Origin of the sequence: Sporolactobacillus nakayamae (assembly GCF_900113325.1) — a bacterium.
Classification (GTDB): domain Bacteria; phylum Bacillota; class Bacilli; order Bacillales; family Sporolactobacillaceae; genus Sporolactobacillus; species Sporolactobacillus nakayamae.
The window spans coordinates 22,178-38,359 of record NZ_FOOY01000004.1 but is presented as its reverse complement, the minus strand read 5'-3'; the positions used below and the strand labels follow the sequence as shown (position 1 = coordinate 38,359).

The window sequence follows — 16,182 nt, the reverse complement described above, 5'->3', positions numbered from 1 at the left end:
TTGCATTCTCAATTTACAATGAACCGCGCATGGTCTGCAATTCATGACGAACAACGGAAATAAAATAGAGCGAACCGCAAACAAGCAATACCTCATTCTCTCCGGTTTCATGGATCAAGTGATGGAGCGCGTTTCTCCAATCCGGATTTTTTGTTTTCCTTGCATGCTGCGCGGCCGTATAGAGCAAGTCACTGCTTGCAGCCCGTGGATAATCAAAGGAAGTCAGCGTTATATCATGAGCCGCGCGTTCAATCAATCGCACCATTTTTTCAAATTCTTTATCTTGAAGTGCGGCGTATAATAAGTGAATGGTTCGTCCGGAATAATATCTTTTCACCGTACGAATCAATGCCTCGGTTCCCTGCACATTATGCGCACCGTCGATGATGACAAGCGGATGGTTGAGCATACGTTCAAACCGGCCGGGCCATGCTGCTTTCTTAAGCCCTGACCGAATCGCGTCTTCACCCACTGCGAGATCGCAGTATGTCGCCAGATAGCTGACTGCCATTAACGCGGCAGACGCGTTCTTCAGCTGATGTTCACCTTTCATATGAATCGTGACGTCCTGATAATGAATCGTTCCCGCGGTGAAGTTGAAATGTTCACCCTCTTCATCATGCCCAATCGCATCAACTTCAAAGTCCTTCCCAAGCACAAATAATTTTGCCTCTTTTTCCGCCGTCTTATCACGAATCACCGCAAGCGCGTCAGGATGTTCCGCCGTGGTGACAATACCTGTACCTTCCTTGATGATTCCCGCCTTTTCGAAGGCAATGCTCTTGATTGTATTGCCAAGCTGTTTCATATGATCCATGGCGACATTGGTAATTACGGACACCAGTGGATGGATCACATTTGTAGAGTCCAGACGTCCGCCGAGACCGACTTCATAAATGACAAGATCGCATGGATTGAGCAGACCAAAATAAACGAAACTGATCATCGTAACGACTTCAAATTCAGTCGGAATACCTAATTCGGTTTCCTGATTAACCGCTAAGGTTAGCGGATAAACAATATTTGCTGCTTTTGTAAGATCTTCATCGCTAATCGGAGTTCCATTCACCATCATGCGTTCATTAAACGTTGTGATATATGGTGAAATGTAGGTGCCGACCTTAAGTCCGGATTCTTGATAAATGTGCCAGAGATAGCACACAGTGGAGCCCTTCCCGTTTGTTCCGCCGACGTGAATAGCCTTAATGGTCCGCTCCGGATTTCCTAACTTGTCCAGCATCCACTCCATTCGCTTGGTGCCGGGTTTGATGCCATGTGGAATTAACCCGTGAATCCATGATAGTGTTTCATCAATTGTTTCAAACATTGCCATGCCCTCCGAATATCAGTTTTCCTCATAAACAAAATTGAAATTGATTTAGAAAACCCGGGCACTGCCCGGTTCTTAATCTCCAGCCATGTGTGATGGTTTTGTGTCTTTTCTGTGCTGAATCGTCGCTTCGTTTACTCGCTTGCCGCGGGCGCACCACGAGTCTCCTCAGACAGGTAGGAATCCGCGGGGTCTCGCTGGCACCTGGTCCCGCAGGCGTCTCGCACCTCCGCTTTGATTCTCGGCCAAGACACTGGTCTATTGGTTTGAAAACGTGCAAAATAATAAACTTTCTTATCAGTGTTAGAAAAACCGGGCAAAAAGTGCCCGTTTCTTACTTCCGCAGGATGCGGTAACTTTCGCGTTGCATACAGGACATATGCGTCGTTAGCGAAGGTTCCTTACATACGAACGTTCCTTTGCGCCAAATACCATTTTGAATCATCAAGCTTGTCTTGAACAGACATTTCTAGTTCACACTGGTAGGAAAGTATAAGAAAACATTTAAAGGAAACGAGTGTAAGCGGTCCGAAAAAACGCCGCGTCCTGCGGCTCACCGGACACTAGGCCGTCCATGGCCGTCGCAACTAAGTCTTCGCCTTCGCCAGGGGCTTGGCGAAGCCAAGTTTTCTAACACTGATAAAAAAATATAAAAAAATTAAAGATTCAAGGAAACGAGTGTAAGCGCAACTAAGTCTTCGCCTTCGCCAGAGGCTTGGCGAAGCCAAGTTTTCTAATAAATCATTTTGATCCTTAATTAAGTAACGCGGCCAGAATAAAATAAGCGGAGATTTTCCGGTTATATGCATCCTGGCGCTTGTTTCACAGGTAAATAAGGGTAATTTTTCCGCTTATGCACAGAAAAGCCCTCCATTTTCACGTTTTTCGATTCGATAAGCGGAATTTCTCCGTCTATTTAAGCAATTTTTTCATTCATTTTCTAATTAAGCGGAATTTTTCCGTTTATTTCTCAGATTGGGCGCTAACCTGATCACCCCAATCGAATCTTATGACCTTACCGTCGTACCGGCAAGACAAAACGCTATACTTTCTTAACTTATAAGAAAACGGCAGCGGGCCAACCAGAGCCCGCCACCGTCCCATGTCAATGATTGTATTCTCTATTTCACCGCAATCATGCCTGCAATTCAGCAATTCTCGCCTGCAATTTATCACGTTTCTGCAGATAGTCCGCCTGTTTCTCACGTTCTTGATTAACAACTTGTTCCGGCGCTTTATCAACGAATCGCGGATTGCTCAACTTTTTCTCCACTCGATCGACTTCGGCGTTCATTTTGCCTAATTCCTTAGTCAGTCGGCTGACTTCATCCTCAATGTTAATCAGTCCGGACAAAGGCAGGAAAATATCCGCGCCGGAAATAACGGCGGAAACTGATTTTTCCGGAGTTTGGAGATCCGTTCCAATCTGCAAGCTTGCCGGATTGCAGAAGCGCTCAATATAATTTTGGTTCGCTTCGAAAATTCTTGTTCCGTACTCCGATGCTGTCTTTATCAGCATATTGACCGGCTTTTTCGGTGCGACATTCATTTCCGCGCGAATGTTGCGCACAGAACGAATAACATTTTGAAGCGCAAGCATTTCCTTTTCAGCTTCTGCATCATTCCATTCCGAGTTAACCGTCGGCCATTCACTATGCATGATCGTTTCACCTTCATGCGGAATATGCTGCCAGATTTCTTCGGTCACAAACGGCATGATTGGATGGAGCAGTTTAAGAATTTTATCAAGGACATAGGTGAGTACCGATTTTGTTGTTTGTTTGGCAACGTCATCTTCTCCATAGAGCGGCAGTTTCGCCATTTCAATATACCAATCACAGAAATCATCCCAAATGAACTGATACAGATAATGACCGGCCTCGCCGAAATCATAGCTTTCATAAAGCGCCGTTACTTTTTCGATTGTCGCGTTTAGGCGAGTCAGAATCCAACGGTCGGCAACGGATTTTTCTCCGGAGAGATCCATATCTTTGAGTGAGAATCCTTCAAGGTTCATAATCACGAATCGTGATGCATTCCAAATCTTGTTCGCAAAATTCCAATTGGCTTCAACTTTTGACCATTGGAAGGTTAAGTCTTGGCCCGGAGTCGTGCCGGTCGCCAAAGTATAGCGAAGTGCGTCTGCGCCATACTTTGCAATGACATCCATCGGATCAATCCCGTTGCCAAGCGATTTGCTCATCTTGCGGCCCTGCTCGTCACGCACCAGACCATGAATCAGCACGTCTTTAAATGGACTTTGGCCGGTAAATTCTGTGGATTGGAACATCATACGAGCTACCCAGAAAAAGATGATGTCATATCCGGTTACCAATGCATTAGTCGGAAAATAGTGTTTGTAATCCGCCGCATCTTCATCCGGCCAGCCCATTGTCGAGAACGGCCATAGTGCCGAACTGAACCAAGTGTCCAGAACATCTTCATCTTGTTTCCAATTCTCAATATCCTTCGGCGCTTCCATGCCGACGTAAACTTCTCCGGTTTGTTTGTGGTACCATGCCGGAACCCGGTGACCCCACCACAGCTGCCTTGAGATACACCAGTCGCGAATGTTCTCCATCCAGTGTCGATACGTACCTTCAAACCGTTCGGGTACAAAATTGACTTTATCGTCTGTTTCTTGCATCTTCAATGAGGCGTCCGCCAAAGGCTGCATTTTTACAAACCATTGCGTAGACAAAATAGGTTCGACGACAACACCGGTTCGTTCCGAATGGCCAACGGCATGCGTATGTTCTTCAACATAAGCAAGTGCGCCGGACGCTTCAAGGTCCTTAACGATTTGCTTACGGCATTCATCTCGATCCAATCCTTGATAGTTGCCTGCATTTTCGTTCATTTTTCCCGTTTCATCAATAACAAGAATGCGCGGCAGATCGTGGCGATTGCCGACTTCAAAGTCGTTCGGATCATGCGCCGGCGTGATCTTCACAGCACCGGTTCCAAACGATTGATCCACATAGCTGTCGGCAACGATCGGAATTTCACGGCCGATAAGCGGCAATACCGCTTTTTTGCCAATGATGTCTTTATAGCGCTCATCATCCGGGTGAACGGCAATCGCTGTATCTCCAAGCATCGTTTCCGGACGGGTCGTCGCGATTTGAATCGAACCTGAACCATCGGCAAGCGGATAGTTGACATGCCATAGATAACCGGGTATCTCTTTGTAAATAACTTCAATATCCGACAATGCCGTGCGCGCGGCCGGATCCCAGTTGATTATATAAGCGCCTCGGTAAATCAGTCCTTTTTCATAAAGTTGCACAAATACCTTGCGCACCGCTTTCGAAAGGCCGTCATCCAGTGTGAACCGTTCTCTTGAGTAGTCGAGCGATAAGCCGAGTTTCGCCCATTGTTTCCTGATGAATGTCGAATATTCTTTTTTCCATTCCCAAGCGACATCAAGAAATTTCTCACGTCCCAGGTCGTAGCGTGATTTGCCTTCTTCGCGCAATTTCGCATCGACTTTCGCTTGCGTTGCAATTCCCGCGTGATCCATGCCGGGCAGATAAAGTGCGTCATAGCCTTGCATCCGTTTGAAGCGAATCAGCAAATCCTGCATCGTTGTGTCCCATGCGTGCCCAAGATGAAGCTTTCCGGTCACATTAGGTGGCGGAATAACAATCGAATAAGGTTTCTTTTCTGGATTGCTTTCCGCTTTGAAGTAATCCTTTTCCAGCCAAGTCTTATACCATTTCTCTTCAGTTTGGCTTGGATCATATTTCGTTGCTAATTCTTTAGCCATCATTTACCGCTCCCTTGCAGCTATTTTATTTAGGATGAATGAGTTTGTCTGAACGCAAATAAGAGCTTTCTCCGTCACAAGGACGAAGAAAACTCCGCGGTACCACCTATATTCACGCGCACTAAGCGCGCCTCATTCATTTAATAACGGAATTCCGGACTTTCCTAGTTGATCACAAACGATCGTTCAGAAAGACTGCTCGAGGGCTACTTCCACATTTGCTGCTAAAGAAGCTTCTCAGCGTACCGGCTTCTCTCTCTTACAGAGGATGTTCAAAAGGATTGAACGCCTCTTCTAGCATAAAGATGTGTACTACTCCCTGTCTCAGCATTTTTACTCTGACACAGAACTTAATGTGTTTTGTAATCATTATATATAGTTACTGTTCTGCTCGTCAATGCCAATCAAAAAATTTTTTACGCACACGGGTCAAATAACTTTCATAGTCTATAGCATAACCAATCTAGGTTTATATAATCGAAGGGAGTGACCATTGTGTTCAAGAACAATCGCTTTCAGCCCTTTTTCAAAAAGTGTCGTGAAGGATTTAGTATCGTTGTCCTTCCGCTCGCTATCTTTCAGCTTATTCGCACGATTTTCCTGCCGACAACGATGGACGTGCTGCTTTGCGCACTGCTCTTCTTTATCTATGTCGGGTATCTGAAGAAATGGCTATAGTGTATGGGAAATTAGGCTTCATCCGAGGTTTTCTTTTCTTCGGATTCCTCTTTCGCTTTCCGTTCGTCTTTCTTTTTCTGTTCCTGTTCCATTTCTTTTTTAATAGATGTAAACATTTCCTGGTGAACCTGGCAGAGATTCGTCCATCGTTTGACAAACCACTGTTCACTTAACTCTTTCGTATGAATATATCGGCTCAGCAATTCTGCATGCGCACTTGGAAATAAAAGAAAATGAGTCAGAAATTCCTTCTCCTCATCGTTTAATGGACAAGCAGATGAATAAGATTGGAAAAAGCTGCGCCAATCCACATGCTCCGAGCCAAGCGTCGCGCTTGCCTGTTCAAAAAGGCTGGCACTCTCCACAATAAAAAAACCGTCCTCGCTGTTCTCAAAATTCGTCAGACAGCTTCTCTCATTTTCAATCAGCAAATGCAGCGGGCTGAGTCGTCCATGGCAGAGCGCGCGCCGCATTGTCTTGTTCTTTCCCTCATCATCCTTATCTTTGGTAAAAAAATCCCGGGCAACCTGCATATTGCCGAGATAAATAAATGCTGTTTTAAGTACCGCTTGTTCAAATGGGGATGGATAAACATGATGCTCCGCCTTATATAGAAAATGCTCCCAAACCATTTGCCGTTGATTAAGTACGCGTACCATACCTTGATAGAGCCCACTGCAGTCTTCATCCTTTTCAAGCGTTTTCCTGTGCAGTTGACCTGCTTTGACAAAAAGATGGCGATAGCGCTCGGTCAGATTCGATGCGTCAACCGTTTCGTTCACCCAAGGCATCAAATAGTAACTGACATCTGATCCGCGGATGACCAGATCGCCATATTTGGATGGGAGCGGGTGTGCAGCATCAATGACCATGCGACGCGCTAGCGCGTAAACTGTCTGAAGGCTGTGAATTTGCCGGTCATTTAACGCTTTCTGCTTCAAAGCGAATGTGCCGGAGTAGGTATCTACTCGAATAATGTTTCCCCAAGCGGAAAGGTTAGTGGGCGCGAGGTCATAGTGAAAGAGTATTCGATTGATTTGATTGTTGTCCGTCTGCTCCAAATTCCGCACCCCCACCCGCTTCTCCGGATTGCGACAAAACAGATTCGAATAAGTTAATCAGTTGAACTTTTCGATCCCATAGTTGTTTGAATGAATTGAGTGTCGCCTCAGCGTCCTGTTCCTGCCCCATACGATCGCAAGATTCCACCAAACTCAGCCACTCGTCCGGCTCCAACCACTCAGCTTGCATCAAATCAGAAGTTTCCTGATCAAAGAAATCTCTTACCATCAACTCTTGAAACAGCTTGCGAACCGTTTGCTCACGTTGACCCATGCACTCGTTTAAACAAAAACGGGCCAATGATCTGCACCCGTCAGATGGCCGAGATTGACCAAGTTCGAAAAAAAGTGTGTCGAAGAGGGCCGTACATGACCCCCGGGAAAAATCATCAGGAAGAAGGAAAGCCGAGTTTCGATGCTGGTAGGAGTCGCGTAAACGGTCAGCCTCATTTGCTCGCGCAGATGCAGATGAAAAACAAGCGGACACCATCTTCCACGTGCCGCTCTTTTCATATCCCATCTGTTTCGCCTGTTCATACATGGTATGAACTCGGGTAGAGGCTGAGACGGTTATATCTCCAACTGGAACATCACGGCTGTATCGATGTAAATAGGCCAGCAAATCTGCCCATAGCACCTCATTCCCCTCCAAGTTCGCAGAGTTCGATGGAGCATCGTGGCAGGTTACAGAATAATGACCGATGCGTATTGACGGCAATCCTGAGCGCGTGACATACATTCGATCAATGAAAAATCGGTCGTTGACTAATCGCTCGCGCCACTTTAAATGAAGCTTTAATAAAGCTTCATTCTCCCAAATCCGAATGCGTTTTAAGCCTCTCTCAGTTTCTATAATGAGCGGGTCTTCTTTAGCGACACGCATTTGTCCAAAAAAATAATTGGCTTGCAAGGCAGACAATAGCCTCGCCAGCTCAGGATTCATCCTTTGCCGCCTTTGTGCTTTTCGGAATGTAAAGAAGTTCGCCGGCTTCAATTTCTCCAGACGTCAGAGCGTTTTTTCTCAATAGAGATGTCACCGGCACATGATAGCGCTCTGAAATGCTTTCCAATGATTCTCCAGACTGGACAATGCAGATTTTGACACGTGTTTTTTGTTCTTTTTCATCACCGGAAAGTACCTTCGTCAAGTAAAGGCTAGTCATGTCAGAGTCCTTCTTCCCACTGTCCGGAACTTGTTCCTGCTCACTTTCCTCAGAAGATGGAGTCGCTTCTACCTGAGGAGCTGCCACAGGAGAGGGAGCTGCCTGTGGAGCCGCCGGCGTTGTTGTTTCCGAACGACCGGTATTCTGTGAACCGTCTTGGGCCATCCCTTTAAAAGCAACTAATGGCGATCCGTCTGCATTGGTCTCATCATCTGGTTTGCGGAATGCCTCGTAGTGGAAATCGACATCTTCTTCATCATTCAAACGATCCGTAGGCATTTCCTCAAACTCCCCAGAGATCGGCTGCTTCTCGCCAAGTATTCGCTTGCCTTTTGACGCAGGCTTCTGCACGTTCTTCGCAGCTTCTTTTTTGGCAGGATCTTCTGCCGCTTTAGACTTTGGCGCGGGTTCGGCAAACTTTTTCGCCACCGGTTTTTCCGGTTTATCTTCCTTTTGCGCCTTAACCGGCTTTTCCGGTTTTTCTTCTTTTTGCGCTTTAAGCGGTTTTACCGGTTTCTCTTCCTTTTGTGCCTTAACCGACTTTTCCGGTTTAATCGGTTTTTCCTCTTTTTTCGCGGGCGCTTTCGCTGCGGGCTTCTGAGCAGGCGCAGTTTCTTTTGCCTTTTCCGGTTTCGCGGGTGTTGCCGCAGGTTGTTCGACAGGCGGCTTAGCCTTGGGCTTTTCCGTACGATCCACCGGATTGTTATTGGTCAATCCCGTAATAGCGATATCAGCTTGAAGCTGAATATGCCGATGCTCGGACAGCTCGTAATCAAACGAATCAATCACAACAAATAAATCTTCCAAGTTAGGCACACGGTCCGCCGGGATTGTGATATCAATCGGAAAATGATGTTCCAAAGTGTCCGTGCCATTGCCCGTCTCCATAATCTCATCAATTGTACGGAAGGGAGCCGCATTATGCTCCGAGTCAACAGCCGCATCCGGAACGTCCGCCGGTTTGTACTCTCCGGTGAGTCGAAGATAGCCCTTGATTGTCACGTCGTTCCAATTCTCTTCGACAGTTATGTCCGGCTCCAGTGCCATGGATAGTATTTCTTCGGCGGGTGCGTCATTTTTGAGCCACACCGATTCATTTATTGAAAACTGCAAGCGATCATTCGAAGTTTGAGACATTCCTTCCACCCTCTCATCCGTTCTTAATACTGTTCTATGCGTGAAGTAAGGAATTATGCTCAATCGTTTCCTAATCGTAAATGCTTGCATCATTATTAGTAGACAGTACGGGGAATCACCAGTGTGCGGAATAAGAAAAATCTGAGGACGAAATCCCAGAGTAATTACGTAACCGTTTTCTTTATGTTGCTTTTAAAACCGCCGATCCATGTGATCTGCGGCGGCTTGAACATCGTTATTCATTGCATTTTCTCAATAAAAATGCCCTCGTCCTTCTTCCATTCGCAATAAAAAACATCCGAGTAGCTCTGTATATGGTGTGCGTGAAGGTTCTTCATCAACCATTCTTCATTAAGACCTGCCTCTTTCAAATTTTCCCAATCCACTTCACCATCATCAATGATCGTTACCGGTAAACAAACCGGTTTTCTCCTCTGCTGCAAATCTTCCATTGTCGGTGTCTCGTATTGCGATTTTTTCAGCGCACTGACGGACCCATCAGTTTCAAGAATGGCGAATTCAACTTCGCGAATGGAGAATACACTTTTCTGCCTCAATAAATTCTGAAGCATATCGATATCAAGCTTTTCTTTCTTCATCGCGTTTCGATCCAAATGGCCATGGCGAATAACAATCGTCGGTTTGCCCTCCAAAAAACCTCTCGACGCACGATATTTCTGTGTACACCATTCCACAACATAAATCATCATGCCCCACAAAGCGACCGCAAACAGAATTGATCCGATTCCAATTTTTTTGTCATACAATGCATTACCCACTAATTCGCCAAGCACGATTGCGGAGATAAAATCAAAGGCTGTGACTTGAGCCAGTGTCGCTTTTCCCAGAATTTTTGTCATTAAGAAAAGGGCCGCAAAACCGACGATCAGTTCAACTGTGATTTGTATAAAATGCATGTCTTGACCACCTTCGGACAAATCTTTAGTACAGGTTTAGTCTCTCTCATTCAGTGAAAATTATTTGATCAAACATAAAATCTGACGATTATGGAATCCTTGTTGACAATCAACTTTTCTACAATGGTCGCCACCAATCCATCGCTTTTGCTCACAAATGGGTAGAGATCCGTGATTAGTGCCGCTACGCAAATAATCCAGAATAAATCATGAATCATGACTCATTCTGGATTACTATTTTTAACCTGTGCGACAACGAAGGCTTTTTCGTTTTACACCCTTCAGATGTTTCGCTTTACCGCTTTGATTCCGCGATCACCTGAAACGCGTGCTCTGCGGCGTGAATTGTTGCCTCAATGTCTTCCATCGAATGCTTTGTTGACAAAAAGACCCCTTCAAATTGGGATGGCGGCAGCGACACACCTTGTTCAATCATCTGGGCAAAATAAGTCTTGAAATGCTCCAAATTCGATGATTTCGAACACTGATAGTTAATGACTTCCCGATCAGTGAAGAAAATACCCATCATCGCGCCTGCTTGATTTACAGTAAGCGGTATTTCGTATTTTTCCGCTGCTGCCTTATAGCCTTTAGCGAGCCGGTCCGCTTTCTTGCGAAATTCCGAGTAGTCCTCCGGTGTAAGCTCGCTGAGCGTCATATACCCGGCAGCCATCGCAAGCGGATTTCCCGATAAGGTTCCCGCCTGATAGATTGGTCCTTCCGGCGCGATCTGACTCATGATGTCCAATCGGCCGCCATACGCGCCGACCGGCAGACCACCGCCAATGACTTTCCCAAGTGTCGTCAAATCCGGTTTGATGCCGTAATAGCCTTGCGCGCAGTTATAAGCAACACGAAAACCGGTCATGACTTCATCGAAGATTAACAAGGAACCATATGCCTGGGTGATTTCTCTTAAAGCCTGTAAGAATCCGTCCACAGGAGGCACGACGCCCATATTGCCGGCAACAGGTTCGACAATCACACAGGCGATGTCATGCCCGTATTGTTTGAATACGTCAACGACACGTTCCACATTATTATAGGGAACGGTCAGGGTGTCTTTGGCGAGCTGTGCGGGGACACCTGGACTGTCGGGAAGTCCAAGCGTTGCGACTCCGGACCCCGCCTTGATTAGCAGTGAATCCGCGCTTCCATGGTAACTGCCCTCAAATTTCAAAATTTTATCTCTGCCCGTGTAACCGCGCGCGAGCCTGATCGCGCTCATTGTCGCTTCAGTTCCTGAATTAACAAAACGTACCTTCTCGACTGAGGGCACGCGTCCCACGACAAGCTCTGCCAATTTCGTCTCAAGCTGTGTCGGCGAACCAAAACTCGTGCCCTTTTCTACGGTTTCTTTGATAAAATCGACGACCTTCTTATCCGCATGACCGAGAATAAGCGGACCCCAGCTTAGTACATAGTCGATGTATTCATTTCCATCTATGTCGTAAATCTTTGAGCCCTTCCCGTGATCCATAAAGATCGGGCTCAAATCAACGGACGGAAAAGAGCGGACAGGGCTGCTGACACCGCCAGGCATAAGCGGCTTCGCTTTCTCATACGCCGCGATCGATTTACTAAAATTCATCGTTATCTTCTCCCTCAAAGCTTTTCTCCCATGAAAAAATATGTATCTCTAAAGATGATCCTCCAGAAAATAAGCCGATCAATTGCATCGTGAATTGCTTTTCATTTTCTTCTTTGGAACATCTGATGTCCGATCAACAAGCATTTCGCTTGGTTGGACATGATCTAAATTAAATAGTCCTGTCAAAAGATGCGCAGCCTCAACCGCACGGTCCTGTGCCGCTAGTTGCCGAACCTGCTTGATTGGCTCGCGCAAGAATTGATTCAACATACTGCGCACGTGCGTACTGATGACTTCGCGTTCCTGTTCCGAGATTGACGGGAGTTTATTTTCCATGCTCCTCATTGTCTGTTCATGAATCATGATTACTTTGCGGCGCAGTGCCGAAATTGCGGGAATGACGGGCAGTGTCTGCAACCATTCTAAGAAATTGCGCAGCTCATCATCAATCATCGGTTCGATCTGAGCCGCAGCACCTTTTCGTGCTTCCAAATGATCGCCAAGCACAATTTTCAAGTCATCGAGATCAAACAAACGCAGTCCATCGACTTCGTCCAAAGTCGGGTCCATGCTGCGCGGCATCGCAAGGTCAACAAACATGCGCCGGCGTTTCTTTTGACGAAGCAAATCATTTTTGGAAATCAGATAATGCGATGCTGATGCTGTGCTAATGACGATATCCGCTGTCGCCGCAGCTTGAGGCAAACGATCTAAGGGAATAGCGGTCGAACCGTATCCAACGGAATTTGCCAGACGCTGTCCATTCGCTAAGGTGCGATTGGCAATTGTGATATGTGACGCACCATTGCTGATCAAATGTTTCAGCGTTAAACTACCCGTCTCACCAGCACCAACTAGGACAATGGACTTTTGATCAAGGTCATGCATCTGATTTTTCATTAATTCTACTGCTGCATAGCTAACAGAGACAGAATGATCATTAATTTGTGTTTCTGTGTGTGCTCGTTTGGCCACGTTAAGCGCGTCTCTGAATAATTCATTCAGAATCCTTCCCGTACTCCCAGCGTCCTGAGCAGTAAGAAAAGCCGCACGAACTTGTCCAAGAATTTGTGTCTCACCCAAAATCATTGAGTCCAGCCCACATGCAACATGGAACAAATGGGCGACAGCTTCCTTGTCTTCTATTGTAAACAGATAATCCGACAACTCGCTCGCATCCATAGTAAACCAGCGAGCGAGAAAATAAGAAGCTTGCTCAACTCCGGCCTTCACGTGATCTGTCACCAGATACAATTCTGTCCGATTGCACGTTGAGAGAATCACCACTTCGCAAATATTTTTCTGCTTCAATTGACTCAACGCTCGATTAAGATCTCGAGGTGTAAACGCTAAGCGCTCCCGAATGGCGACCGGCGCGCTGCGATGGTTCACCCCTATTGCTCGTAAATACATTAAATCCCTCCGGTACTGCAAAACCACGCGCACCGGAAACGCGGTGCACCCAGATGTCGTTCAAATTGACAAAAGTCATTGGCAGCAAACATGCGAGTTGAAGGTTCATGTCTCCACTTGTGCCTTTTGTCACATCTATTTTAGTGCAAAAAGGGATCGAGTGCACGCCATGCATCTTCTTTTCCCGTTCCGTTTAGTGATGAGAAAAGAATCAGAGCGTCATCCGCTTTCAAACCAAGATCATGGATAATGATCTGTTTATGCTTTTGGTATTTGCTTTTCGAAATCTTGTCTGCCTTCGTCGCTACAGTGATGACCGGGTGTCCATAGTAAGTGAGAAATTCATGCATTTGAATATCTTCCTTGGACGGCGGATGGCGCAAATCCACTAAGTGGACCACGGCACTAAGCGCATCTCGCTCAGCAAAATAGGCTTCGAGCATCCTTCCCCATGCTTCCTTATCCTTCTTAGACACTTTAGCGTATCCGTAACCTGGCACATCGACAAAATAAAATGCTCCATTGATCATAAAATAGTTCAGTTTTTGGGTCTTTCCGGGTTTTTCAGACGTTCGGACCAGATTTCTTCTGTTCAGCATTTTATTAATAAATGATGATTTTCCAACATTTGAACGACCTGCAAGTGCTATTTCCGGCATGCCGTCCGTTGGGTACTGCGCCGGACCCACGGCACTGATCACGTAATCTGCTTGTGTAATTTTCATATCATCTCTCCTCAGATCGCGGCGGTGCATTAGTCCGCGGTGATCTGCTTGTGTATACACATTCTATCTTAATTTAATCACTGCTGTCCAATTCATGGGACAATAGGTTCTTCTGTTAAAACAAAAAAACTCGGTTAGTGACTTTGGCTGTCACTGACCGAGAGTTCGTTGATTGATCAATCATCCTTGTTTTTCAATACCGGCATCAGCCGAGCGCGCAGACAGCGCATGGTTTGCCAGCAAATCAGCAAAGGAGACGCGTGGTTCGTTTCCACTCTGCGCTTCTTCTGGGCACAGACAGAGTTCAAGAACCTCATTTAATGATTCAACCGAAATAATTTTCGCTTTGTCATAGTGCTTCAACGTTTCCTGCATATTCTCCGCCGGAATAATCACACGCTTCGCGCCGGCTTCCACTGCCGCAGCAATTTTCGCCATCACACCGCCAATTGGTTTGACCTGCCCATGCAGTCCGAGTTCGCCCGTCATTGCGATGTCTGGATGAACTTTGCGGCGTAAAATTGCCGAACTGATTGCGACCGCCATGGAAATGCCTGCGGATGGACCATCGACAAGCGATCCTCCTGGAAAATTGACATGAATATGATATCTATATGCTCCGAAACCCATCCGATTCAGAACGGTCAGCACATTTTCCACCGATGCACGAGCCATACTTTTACGCGTAATGGTCCGCGATGAGGAACCCATTGATTCTTCTTCCGCGATTCCGGTGATGGTCAGACTCCCTTCATGCCGACTCTTCACTGCCGAAGCCTCCACCTCAAGCAATATGCCAAGCCCGGGACCGTAGACCGCTAGACCATTGACAAGACCTATTTCAGGACTGGTGGGTACTTTTCGATTGGGTTTCGGACTCAAACGACTCGAACGGACAACCCACTCGATTTCATCCAGACCGATAACAGATTTGCCCTCTTTAGAGGAGGACACACCTGCTGCAATCTGCATGATATTTACAGCTTCACGCCCACTCTTTGCATAGTCGGAAATTTTCTCCAAACACTCTTCCGATATGCCAAGATCCAATTTCATTGCCGCTCGCTTTGCGATCTTCCGGATATCCGAGCGGCTCAGTTCTGAGAAAAAGATTTCCAGGCATCGTGATCGAATAGCAGGCGGTATTTCTTCCGGACGCCGGGTCGTCGCACCGATTAATCGAAAATCAGCCGGTAATCCGTTTTTGAAAATGTCATGTATATAAGCCGGAATTTGATGATTTTCTTCATTGTAGTACGCACTATCAAGAAATACTTTGCGATCCTCCAACACCTTTAACAGTTTGTTCAACTGAATTGGATGCAGTTCGCCGATTTCATCAATGAATAGAATGCCACCATGCGCATGGGTGACAGCCCCCTCTTTTGGTTGGGGAATTCCCGCCTGCCCCATAGCTCCCGCACCTTGATAAATCGGATCATGAACAGAACCAATTAGAGGATCCGCGATTCCTCGCTCATCAAATCGCGCCGTTGCTCCATCCAACTCGACAAAGGGTGCCGATGGTTTAAAAGGTGAATCTGTATTCTTCTTTGCTTCTTCAAGAACAAGTCGAGCGGCCGCCGTCTTGCCGATCCCAGGTGGTCCATAAATGATGACATGCTGTGGATTCTTGCCGCACAACGCAGCACGCAAGGCAACGATCCCATCATGCTGACCGACCACATCCTCAAGCGTCTTAGGGCGAATCCGTTCAGAGAGCGGTTCAGAGAGCGATCGATGCCGCATCCGGTTTAGCGCATCCATTTCTTTCTTAGATTCCTTGTCTATAGATATTTTCTGCACATGCTGGTTGCGAAGTAAACTCCAAAAATAGAGTCCAATAATCGCCCCAAACAATATCTGCGTAAAAATCAGCAATACCATCCAACTCATAAAATTCTGCCTCCCACTTCAGCTGCGCTTTAACGCCTGCTTGCCGTATCATCATACTTATAAGGCATTATTTCCAAGGCAGAAGGGAGTTAAACCGAAGGCGGTGAGAAAAAAATGAAGATATAGCGATTCGTTCCTTTTAGGTGCAAAAAATGGTTGCGACTTAAGATGATTTTGTTACGATTTAGGTGAAGATCTCCGCAGAAGTATTGCCTGCCACTGTCTTTCGTTTCATAATCAAAACCGGGCAAAAAGCGCCCGGTCCTTACTTCCGCAGGATGCGGTGACTTTCGCGTTGCTTGCAGGACGTACTTTCACAGGATGTGATGACTTTCGCGTTGCATACAGGACGTATGCGTAATTAGCGAAAGTTCCTTACACTTAGCGAAAGCTCCTTACATACGAAAGTTCCTTGCATACGAAAGCTCCTTTGCTCCAGATACCGTTTTGAATCATCAACCTTGTCTTGAACAGACATTTCTAGTTCACACTGGTAGGAAAG

Annotated in this window: 11 protein-coding genes and 1 other annotated feature; of the genes, 1 reads left to right on the top strand and 10 read right to left on the bottom strand. The window is 46.3% G+C overall.

The features are described 5' to 3' along the window. Positions 1-13: 13 nt before the first annotated feature. Both BM003_RS02445 and BM003_RS02440 read right to left on the bottom strand, forming a co-directional pair. A complete protein-coding gene (locus BM003_RS02445; protein WP_093669767.1) occupies positions 14-1,327 on the bottom strand; it encodes a bifunctional folylpolyglutamate synthase/dihydrofolate synthase in 1,314 nt (437 codons plus the stop codon). 1,138 nt (positions 1,328-2,465) lie between these two features. Beyond that, positions 2,466-5,102 (bottom strand): valine--tRNA ligase, encoded by a 2,637-nt coding sequence (locus BM003_RS02440; RefSeq protein WP_093669765.1) that lies wholly within the window; start codon positions 5,100-5,102, stop codon positions 2,466-2,468. Positions 5,103-5,174: 72 nt separating this feature from the next. Further along, positions 5,175-5,434, bottom strand: a binding site (T-box leader). 160 nt (positions 5,435-5,594) lie between these two features. Between BM003_RS02440 and BM003_RS02435 the strand changes: the two genes are divergently transcribed. Continuing rightward, on the top strand, positions 5,595-5,777 hold the full coding sequence (locus BM003_RS02435) for a hypothetical protein (RefSeq protein WP_093669763.1): 183 nt from the start codon (positions 5,595-5,597) through the stop codon (positions 5,775-5,777). A gap of 11 nt (positions 5,778-5,788) precedes the next feature. Here the strand turns inward: BM003_RS02435 and BM003_RS02430 are convergent, their stop codons facing one another. The 8 genes from BM003_RS02430 to lonB form a co-directional block, all read right to left on the bottom strand. Further along, positions 5,789-6,838, bottom strand: a complete 1,050-nt coding sequence (locus tag BM003_RS02430; RefSeq protein WP_093669761.1) for a protein kinase family protein — start codon at positions 6,836-6,838, stop codon at positions 5,789-5,791. Beyond that, positions 6,789-7,781 (bottom strand): hypothetical protein, encoded by a 993-nt coding sequence (locus BM003_RS02425; RefSeq protein WP_093669759.1) that lies wholly within the window; start codon positions 7,779-7,781, stop codon positions 6,789-6,791. Before BM003_RS02425 ends, BM003_RS02430 begins: the two co-directional genes overlap by 50 nt. Beyond that, on the bottom strand, positions 7,771-9,138 hold the full coding sequence (locus BM003_RS02420; RefSeq protein WP_093669757.1) for a LysM peptidoglycan-binding domain-containing protein: 1,368 nt from the start codon (positions 9,136-9,138) through the stop codon (positions 7,771-7,773). Before BM003_RS02420 ends, BM003_RS02425 begins: the two co-directional genes overlap by 11 nt. Before the next feature lie 239 nt (positions 9,139-9,377). Then, a complete protein-coding gene (locus BM003_RS02415) occupies positions 9,378-10,055 on the bottom strand; it encodes a YetF domain-containing protein (RefSeq protein ID WP_093669755.1) in 678 nt (225 codons plus the stop codon). Positions 10,056-10,350: 295 nt separating this feature from the next. Further along, entirely contained in the window at positions 10,351-11,646 is a 1,296-nt protein-coding gene (gene hemL / locus BM003_RS02410; RefSeq protein ID WP_093669753.1) for a glutamate-1-semialdehyde 2,1-aminomutase, read from the bottom strand. A 78-nt stretch (positions 11,647-11,724) separates the two neighbouring features. Further along, positions 11,725-13,059 carry a glutamyl-tRNA reductase gene (hemA, locus tag BM003_RS02405; RefSeq protein ID WP_093669751.1) on the bottom strand — a complete coding sequence of 445 codons (1,335 nt, stop codon included), beginning with the start codon at positions 13,057-13,059 and terminating at the stop codon, positions 11,725-11,727. A 140-nt stretch (positions 13,060-13,199) separates the two neighbouring features. Next, complete coding sequence (gene yihA, locus BM003_RS02400; RefSeq protein ID WP_093669749.1) at positions 13,200-13,784, bottom strand: ribosome biogenesis GTP-binding protein YihA/YsxC; 585 nt, start codon at positions 13,782-13,784, stop codon at positions 13,200-13,202. A 180-nt stretch (positions 13,785-13,964) separates the two neighbouring features. Beyond that, positions 13,965-15,680, bottom strand: a complete 1,716-nt coding sequence (gene lonB, locus BM003_RS02395; protein WP_093669747.1) for an ATP-dependent protease LonB — start codon at positions 15,678-15,680, stop codon at positions 13,965-13,967. Between the last annotated feature and the right edge of the window lie 502 nt (positions 15,681-16,182).

What these genes read in the sequence shown, in the direction of transcription:
- BM003_RS02420 (WP_093669757.1), bottom strand. Translation starts at nt 9,138, where the DNA reads ATGTCTCAAACTTCGAATGATCGCTTGCAGTTTTCAATAAATGAATCG.
- BM003_RS02415 (WP_093669755.1), bottom strand. Translation starts at nt 10,055, where the DNA reads ATGCATTTTATACAAATCACAGTTGAACTGATCGTCGGTTTTGCGGCC.
- BM003_RS02425 (WP_093669759.1), bottom strand. Translation starts at nt 7,781, where the DNA reads ATGAATCCTGAGCTGGCGAGGCTATTGTCTGCCTTGCAAGCCAATTAT.
- BM003_RS02440 (WP_093669765.1), bottom strand. Translation starts at nt 5,102, where the DNA reads ATGATGGCTAAAGAATTAGCAACGAAATATGATCCAAGCCAAACTGAA.
- yihA (WP_093669749.1), bottom strand. Translation starts at nt 13,784, where the DNA reads ATGAAAATTACACAAGCAGATTACGTGATCAGTGCCGTGGGTCCGGCG.
- hemL (WP_093669753.1), bottom strand. Translation starts at nt 11,646, where the DNA reads ATGAATTTTAGTAAATCGATCGCGGCGTATGAGAAAGCGAAGCCGCTT.
- lonB (WP_093669747.1), bottom strand. Translation starts at nt 15,680, where the DNA reads ATGAGTTGGATGGTATTGCTGATTTTTACGCAGATATTGTTTGGGGCG.
- hemA (WP_093669751.1), bottom strand. Translation starts at nt 13,059, where the DNA reads ATGTATTTACGAGCAATAGGGGTGAACCATCGCAGCGCGCCGGTCGCC.
- BM003_RS02445 (WP_093669767.1), bottom strand. Translation starts at nt 1,327, where the DNA reads ATGTTTGAAACAATTGATGAAACACTATCATGGATTCACGGGTTAATT.